The following is a 7,591-nucleotide window of genomic DNA, read 5'->3' on the forward strand; positions in this document are numbered from 1 at the left end:
ACCCCACTGCAGGCGCGCCGGTTTCTGCTAGCATGCCGCCATAAAAATGTTTATTTGGAGGCAATATGTACAACTTGCTAGCGGCCGGCATCGCCGGCCTGTCCATGCTGGCCGCCGCCGGTGCGGCGGCCGCTTCCACGCAAGGGTGTGCCGGTGCCAGCGGCGAACTGGCCGCGGTCTGTGTGCCGCTCGAGGCCTATATCCGCGCGCATGCGAGCGGTGAGCGGCGCTACGTCCATGAGGCCTTCCGTCCGGACGCCCGCATCATCGGCGGCAAGGTGAACCTGTCGGTGGATGAATTCGCCACGCGCTTCGACGGCAAGCCGGCCGCCGACGAAGCCCAGCGGCGGCGCAGCATAGAAGTGCTGGACCTGACCGGCGACGCCGCGGTGGCCAAGATCACACTCGACTATCCCGACGTGAAATTCACGGACCACATGGCGCTGCTGAAGAAGGACGGACGCTGGCTCATCGCGAACAAGACCTTCAATACCGAGAAGAAGTGAGCGGGCGTTTATAATCCGCCCCGTCATCCTTCAGATATCGCCTATGGTTTCCCGATCGAGCTTCCTCGTCCTGTTCGCGCTGAGCGCGAGCTCCCTGTCCAGCGCGGCGCCGGCCGCACGCGTACCGGCCGGCAGCAGCGCCGAACTGGCGATCCTGGAAACCACCGACCTGCACTCGGCGGTGGTCGGCTACGACTACTTCAAGCTGGCCGCCGATCCTTCGCTGGGCCTGGACCGCACCGCCTCGCTGATCGCCCAGGCGCGCCGCGACTTCCCGAACACGCTGCTGTTCGATAACGGCGACACCATCCAGGGCAATGCGCTGGGCGACTACCAGGCCACCGTCGATCCGCTGCGCTGCGGCCAGCTGCTGGGCATCTACAAGGCGATGAAGAAGATCGGCTATGACGGCATCGGCATCGGCAACCACGATTTCAATTTCGGCCTGGCCTACCTGGGCCAGGTGACCGGCCAGCGCCTCGATGTCGAGGRCATTCCTGGCAGGCAGTGCGCCGGACCGGGCTTCCCGGTGGTGCTTGCCAACGTCTACAGCACCAGGACCAAGAAGCCCCTCTTCGAGCCCTACCGTATCCTCAGCAAGCGCATCAAGGCGGTCGACGCCAAGGGCAAATCCTTCGAGGCCACCGTCAAGGTCGGCATCATCGGCTTCACGCCGCCGGCCATCGTCAACTGGGACCGCCGCTGGCTGGAGGGGAAGGTCTACACCGAAGGCCTGGTCGAGACCGCGAAGCGCTACCTGCCGGAGATGCGCGCCAAGGGCGCCGACCTGATCGTGGCGATCTCGCACGGCGGCCTGGATGCCAGCGCGTATTCGCCGACAATGGAGAACGGGAATTACTACCTGGCCCAGGCGGGCGGTGCATTGGGTGGTATTGATGCGCTGCTGCTTGGTCATTCGCATCAGCTGTTCCCGAATCCATCGAGCACCGTCGCCCAGTTCAACCTGCCGCACGTCGACAAGGCGAAGGGCAGGGTGTTCGGCGTGCCGACCGTGATGGCCAACCTCTGGGGCAAGAACCTGGGCGTGGTGCGCCTGCAGCTGCGCTACGACGGCAAGCGCTGGCGCGCCGACCAGGACGCCGCCATCGTCGAGAACCGCACGACCCAGCAGCCGGACAAGAGCTATGTGTCGGCCGATCCGGCGGTGATGTCGCTGGTGAAGGACGAGCACGAAGCCACGATCCGCTACGTGAAGACGCCGATCGGCAGCGCGGACTTCCGCATGTCGACCTATTTCGCCGACGTCGGCGACGTCTCGGCGATCCAGATCGTCAACCAGGCCCAGGCCGGCTACGTGCGCCATTACGTGGCGGAGAATCTGCCGCAGTATGCGAAGCTGCCGGTGCTGTCGGTATCGGCGCCCTTCAAGACCGGTTCGGCCGGCGTGCTTGACTACACCGACGTCGCCGCCGGCGACCTGGCCCTGAACAACGCGGCCGACCTCTACTTGTATCCGAACGCGCTGGCGGTGGTGAAGGTCGACGGCGCCGGCCTGAAGGCCTGGCTGGAAAAGGCGGCGGGCCGCTTCAATACCATCGATCCGGACCGGAGCGAGCCGCAGGAGCTGGTCAACACCGGCTTCCCCGGCTATAACTTCGACACCGTGACCTCGCCGGAACTCGGCTACGAGATCGACCTGACCCGGCCGCCGGGCCAGCGCATCCGCAATCTCCAGCTGCACGGCGCGCCGCTGCCGGCGGGGCAGGAATTCCTGATCGCGACGAATAACTACCGCGCCAGCGGCGGCGGCAATTTCCCGGGCCTGGAGGGCGGCGCGAAGACGGTGTTCACGGCGCCGGACGCCAGCCGCGACGTGCTGATCGCGTACATCAAGGAAGCGAAGCGCCTGAGCCGTGAGGCCAATGGTTCGCAGCGCAGCTGGCGCTTTGCGAAGGTGGCGACCAAGGGACCGGTGGTGTTCCATTCGGCGCCGGGCAAGCTGGAGCTGGCGCGCGCGGCCGGGTTGGGGAATGTGACGCAGCTGGCTGCGGACGATGGCTTGGGGAAGGGGTTTGCGTTGTATGCGGTGGACTTGGCAAAATGAACGGTCGTGCCGGACGTTGCCCGGCACGACGGGGCGCTTTAGAACCGGTTCGGCCGGCTAGCCTGAATCTCACCCGAAGCAATCGCAGCCAGGTCCAGCAGGCCCTGCACCTCGGCGGCGCGCAGGCGGCGCGGTTCGCGGTCGATCACACAGAGGGTGCCGAGCGCGTGGCCGGAGCGGTCGCGCAGCGGCACGCCGGCGTAGAAGCGGATTTGCGGATCGCCCTGGACCAGGGGATTGTCGCGGAAGCGTTCGTCGTCGAGGGCGTCTTCGACCACGAACATCTCGTCCTGCATCACGGCGTGCGAGCAGAAGGCCCAGTCGCGCGGTGTTTCGCGCGGTTCGAGGCCGACCCTGGCCTTGAACCACTGGCGGCTTGAAGTCAACAGGGAGATCAGGGCGATCGGCGAACCGGTCACCATGGTGGCGAGGCGGACGATGCGGTCGAAGCGGGTTTCCTCGTCGGTGTCGACCAGGCCGCTCGCGCCGACGGCCGCGAGGCGCGCGCGTTCGTCGGCCGGGACCGGATACCCTGGATCGGCCGCCGGCAGGAATTCCTTGTCGTTGCTGGCCGCGGGACGCAGATGGGCGTTGTCGTCCTTTCCATGCAGTAGACCCTGGACCAGGCTCAAGCGTGTACGGCGATGCCCTCCCGGCGTTTTCCAGGACTCGATCGCGCCACTTTCCATCCAGATTTGCACGGTGCTGGTAGCAACGCCTAGCAGGCGGGCCACTTCGCTCGTGGTCATCACCGGATCGTCGGGTTTCGTATTGCTCTGCATAAACTTTCCTCTTATCCCGTGAGTATAGCGGATAACTTTGTTCAAATCTTCTTTCTTGTCGATACCACGATCTTATGACGCCAGAGGAAGAAAATCACGCTTAAATAGCAATATAAAATCTCGCGAAAACTATCAAAAAGGTTGCTAATCTGTAATTTCTAAGGCAGAATCGGCAATTTCCTCAAATTTGGCGGCAAGATGAACGACAATCATGGCACGAACGGGCGCAGGGTGTCGACAAGAATACCAATTTCGACAAAGCTGTACAGTGCCTTCGCTCTCGTGGTGCTGGTGACCCTGGTGCTGGCGGGATTTGCCATCTCGCGCGTGAATGGGATCGGAGACGCCCTGGCGAATGCCGACGGCCTGCGCAGCACGCGTCTCGAACCGCTGTATTCACTGCGCGAGGCGCTCGACCAGACCGGTATCGCGGCGCGCAACGCCTACATCTTCGCCGATGCCGGCGACGCCCTGCGTGAACTCGACCTGGTCGACAGGCAGGTGGCCGAGGCGGAGGCGGCCCTTGTCCAGCTGGATCGTTCCTTGGAGGGCAATGCGCAGTACGCGAAGGTGCGCGAGGGAATGGGGGCGATGATCCGGGAGCTGCGACGTCCGCGCAAATACCGCCAGGCGAACGAGATGGGCGCCTTCGGTGCTTTCCTGGTCAAGGAATGTTCGCCGCTGCGCCGCAGGATCGTCGCCGATATCGACGTCCTGCTCAAGCAGTTGCAGGCGGAGAGCGTGGAGGCTGGCATCGCTGCCAGCGCAAGCGCGGCGTCGGCACGCTGGACAATTGCCGGATTGAGTGTGCTGTGCGTGGTATTGGCCGCCGCCATTGGCCTGGCCCTTACCCGTGGACTGCTGCGCGAGCTCGGGGGTGAGCCGGCCTACGCCTCCAGTGTTGCGCATGCGATCGCGAAGGGGGAGCTGCAGCACGGCGTCGATACCCGCCGGGCCCGGCCCGGTAGCTTGCTGGCCGCGATGAGCGCCATGCGCGACAGCCTGTCCGGCATCGTCGGAAAGGTCCGCAGCGGCACTGATACGATCGCCTCGGCTTCAGCGCAAATCGCTACCGGCAATGCCGAGCTGTCGCAGCGCACCGAGTCCCAGGCCGCCGAGCTGGCCGAGGTCGGCGGCGCCATGAAGGCCTTGATTTCTTCGGTGCGCCGGAATGCGGACTTTGCCGCCGAAGCGGCCGGGCTGGCGAGGGACGCCGCGGGCGTTTCGCTCCAGGGCGGCGACACGGTCGAGGGCGTGGTCGAGACCATGAACCTGATCCACGCGTCCTCGAAGAAGGTTGTGGAAATCATCGCCGTGATCGACGGCATCGCGTTCCAGACGAATATCCTGGCGCTGAACGCAGCGGTCGAGGCGGCGCGCGCCGGCGAGCAGGGGCGCGGATTTGCCGTCGTGGCGGCAGAGGTGCGCAACCTGGCGCACCGCTCCGCCGCCGCCGCCAGGGAAATCAAGGCCATGATCGAGGATTCGGTGAGCAAGGTCGGCGCCGGCACCGAGCTGGTCGCGCACGCCGGCCGAACCATGCGCACGGTGGTCGACGGCGTGCACCGGGTGAACGATCTCATGGGCGAGATGTCGACTGCGACGCGCGCGCAATGCGACGAAATCGAAAGGGTCGACAGCGCCATCGCCCGGCTCGACCAGATGACGCTGCAGAACGCGGCCCTGGTGGAGGAGGCATCGGCCGCCGCGCAATCGCTGCGCATCCAGGCCGAGCAGCTGGCGTCGGTGGTGAACACCTTCCAGCTGGAGCAGCCGGCGGCATCGTGCTACCGGATGCTTGGCCGAGCCGCTTAGTGCAGGGTATCGGCGGGGGCTGCCTTGTCGGCCTGCACCAGCACGAAGGGATTGACCACCGAGGCCCACAGGCGGGCGTCGGTCGCCTGCCACTCGAGGGCCTGGGCGTCCGACACCTTGGCGACCTTGCCTTCGCTCATCCAGCGCGCGATGTGTGCCTTGTCGTCGTGGGCGATGCGCAGGGCCACCTCGACCAGGTCGAGTTCCTGGCTCACGTAGATCACCGCGCCRTGGGCGAAATGGCGCTCCAGTTCCGACCAGTTGATGCGGGCGGTCTCGCGGTTGATCTTGTCGTGCAGTTCGGTGTCTTTTAATGGATCGGTTTTCATGGCTTCATTGAATCAGATGGGTTCGACCGTGGGAGCCGGCGAACCCGCCCATGTTAACCGATACGCCTGGCCCTTGCGGACATTCCCGACCAGGGCCGGGCGGAAGCACGCGAGGTTCGTGCCTCCGGGCCGCCGCACGCTTGGGTAGATGATGCCCATCGAGCCGGCTTCCAGCAATTCCGCCGCCAGGCGCTGCGAGGCGATGTAGCTGTCGGGGGCCAGGCACTCGGCGTAGGCGTCGATGCCGCGCAGGTCGTGGAAGCTGGCGGTGAAGTCGGCCAGCAGGGCCTGGTAGCTGACGCTGTCGTCGAAGCGGCCGATCTCCTGGTATTCGACGGTCTTGTGGAAGCCGACCTCGGCCAGCGCCGTCTCCAGCTCGAAGGCGCAGTACCAGGCGCCGCGTTCGCCGTCGTTGAAGCGGCTGCCTTCCGGGCGCGCATAGGTATAGGCCGCATTGATCATGCGGAAGTTGGGCACGCCGAACACCAGCTCGTCCATGCCGATGCCGGGGAGGAGTCCGGACTCGCCGCGCAGGCGGTCATTGGTGGCGTTGTCGAGGTCGAACAGGTCGCGCAGCATGGCATCGCTTTCCGCCAGCGGCGCCAGTACCGAGTCTTCGGCATCGGCGAAGCGGGACGGAATCAGGCGGACGGTGTCGAACTGGCGCAGCTGGGTGAGCCCGGGTTCCTGCCTGGAGACCAGTTTCACTCACAGCCCTCCGCGGCGGGCGTCGAGCAGGCGGCGCACGGTCTGCATCGACAGCAGCCCGCCGGCCAGCATGAAGGCCAGCGGCGTGCGGCCATTGAAGACGGGGTTGCTGTTCGGGAGGTGCACCCATTCGTCGGCCAGCTTGTCGCCGTACAGGATGTGCAGGGCCTTGTAGATGCCAAGCAGGTAGGAGATGCGGGTGATGCGGTCGACTTCGAGCACACGGTCTGGATGCTTCTTCCATTCGTAGAAGGCGGAAGAGGAGACGCCGCCGAGCAGCTCGCGCGCATCGTCGTCGCGTACCTGCCAGGCATTGGCGAGCTGGAAAAAGCCCAGCAGCGCGGAGCGCGACAGGCGTTCGCGTTGTGCGCGGTCGTTGAGGTCGACCAGCACTGCCGTTTCGAAGCGGCTCTTCGGGTAAGCGTAGGCGAGACTCATAGGAATCCTCCGATTTCGGACCATTTATACTCCGCTTCCGGACTCGATGCAAGTGACTTGTGCAAACGGTATTGCCGTGACAAAATTGTCCGCTTAGCAATAGCCGATTTCAAGCCCGAAGTTCAACATGTGGAGGACGCATGCGTCTGCTGTCGATTGGGGTTTTGTGTATCAGTATGTTCATGCTGGCGGTCGCCAGCGCGGCGCGGCCCTCGAACGCCGAGCTGAAGAAGCAGGTGGCCGACACCGAACGCGCCTTCGCCGCCACCATGGAGGCGCGCGACCATGCGGCCTTCACCAGCTTCCTGTCCGAGGAAGCCGTGTTCTTCTCGGGCCCGGGCAGCGTGCTGCGCGGCCGCGAAGCCGTGTCCACCGCCTGGAAGAAATACTACGACGGCCACCAGCCGCCGTTCTCCTGGGAGCCGGAAGAAGTCGAGGTTGTCGAGTCCGGCACCCTGGCCTACAGCGGCGGCCCGGTCTACGACGCCAGCGGCAAGAAGATCGGCCGCTTCAACTCGATCTGGCGCCTGGAAGCGCCAGGGCGCTGGAAGATCGTCTTCGACCGCGGCGAACAGCCGTGCAATTGCAAGCCCAAAATCGACACGCCCTGAGCGCGAATAATTCGTCGCCAATTCGGGGTCAGTAATTCGGGGTCAGAGCACTTTTTTAATGAAATTCGGGGTCAGAGCACTTTTTTAGGCAACGGCCCTGAGGAACTTGTCCAAAAATGTGCTCGGACGCCGAATTGACGATCTGGCGCCGGGAAAGACCGAGGGGCAAGAAGATCGGCGTCGATTCCGGCGAACAGCCGTACAACTGCAAGCCAAAATCGATATCCCTTGACCTGCAATAATTCGGGGTCAGAGCACTTTTTTAGACAACTGACCGCAGGAAGTTGCCAAAAAATGTGCTCTGACCCCGAATTGCATTTCTAATGTGCTCTGACCC

At 64.4% G+C, this 7,591-nt stretch carries 8 protein-coding genes; 4 read left to right on the forward strand and 4 right to left on the reverse strand.

Features of this window, described 5'->3' with window-relative positions:
* Positions 1–65 precede the first annotated feature (65 nt).
* Complete coding sequence (locus AC1DIX_RS27060) at positions 66–506, forward strand: nuclear transport factor 2 family protein (protein WP_477328371.1); 441 nt, start codon at positions 66–68, stop codon at positions 504–506.
* Between the two features lie 43 nt (positions 507–549).
* Positions 550–2,571 (forward strand): bifunctional 2',3'-cyclic-nucleotide 2'-phosphodiesterase/3'-nucleotidase, encoded by a 2,022-nt coding sequence (locus AC1DIX_RS27065; RefSeq protein ID WP_477328373.1) that lies wholly within the window; start codon positions 550–552, stop codon positions 2,569–2,571.
* A 38-nt stretch (positions 2,572–2,609) separates the two neighbouring features.
* Here AC1DIX_RS27065 and AC1DIX_RS27070 read toward each other — a convergent pair whose 3' ends face one another.
* Positions 2,610–3,353, reverse strand: coding sequence for a GAF domain-containing protein (locus AC1DIX_RS27070; RefSeq protein ID WP_477328375.1), 744 nt, complete (start codon positions 3,351–3,353; stop codon positions 2,610–2,612).
* Between the two features lie 198 nt (positions 3,354–3,551).
* On the opposite strand from AC1DIX_RS27070, the gene AC1DIX_RS27075 reads away from it, so the two are divergent.
* A complete protein-coding gene (locus tag AC1DIX_RS27075) occupies positions 3,552–5,168 on the forward strand; it encodes a methyl-accepting chemotaxis protein (RefSeq protein WP_477328377.1) in 1,617 nt (538 codons plus the stop codon).
* On the opposite strand, the gene AC1DIX_RS27080 is transcribed toward AC1DIX_RS27075, so the two are convergent.
* From AC1DIX_RS27080 to AC1DIX_RS27090, 3 genes are read right to left on the reverse strand one after another with little or no spacing between them, the layout of a single operon-like run.
* Positions 5,165–5,497, reverse strand: a complete 333-nt coding sequence (locus AC1DIX_RS27080; RefSeq protein ID WP_442122021.1) for a DUF2288 domain-containing protein — start codon at positions 5,495–5,497, stop codon at positions 5,165–5,167. The genes AC1DIX_RS27075 and AC1DIX_RS27080 overlap by 4 nt on opposite strands.
* A gap of 12 nt (positions 5,498–5,509) precedes the next feature.
* The gene (locus tag AC1DIX_RS27085) at positions 5,510–6,205 is read right to left on the reverse strand and encodes an RES family NAD+ phosphorylase (protein WP_477328379.1); all 696 of its coding nucleotides are present in this window, start codon (positions 6,203–6,205) and stop codon (positions 5,510–5,512) included.
* Positions 6,206–6,643, reverse strand: a complete 438-nt coding sequence (locus tag AC1DIX_RS27090) for an MbcA/ParS/Xre antitoxin family protein (RefSeq protein WP_477328381.1) — start codon at positions 6,641–6,643, stop codon at positions 6,206–6,208.
* 182 nt (positions 6,644–6,825) lie between these two features.
* Here AC1DIX_RS27090 and AC1DIX_RS27095 point away from each other — a divergent pair, with 182 nt between their 5' ends.
* Positions 6,826–7,254 (forward strand): YybH family protein, encoded by a 429-nt coding sequence (locus AC1DIX_RS27095; RefSeq protein ID WP_477328383.1) that lies wholly within the window; start codon positions 6,826–6,828, stop codon positions 7,252–7,254.
* The last annotated feature ends 337 nt before the right edge of the window (positions 7,255–7,591 follow it).

It is taken from the genome of Massilia sp. 05N420 (genome assembly GCF_056397205.1).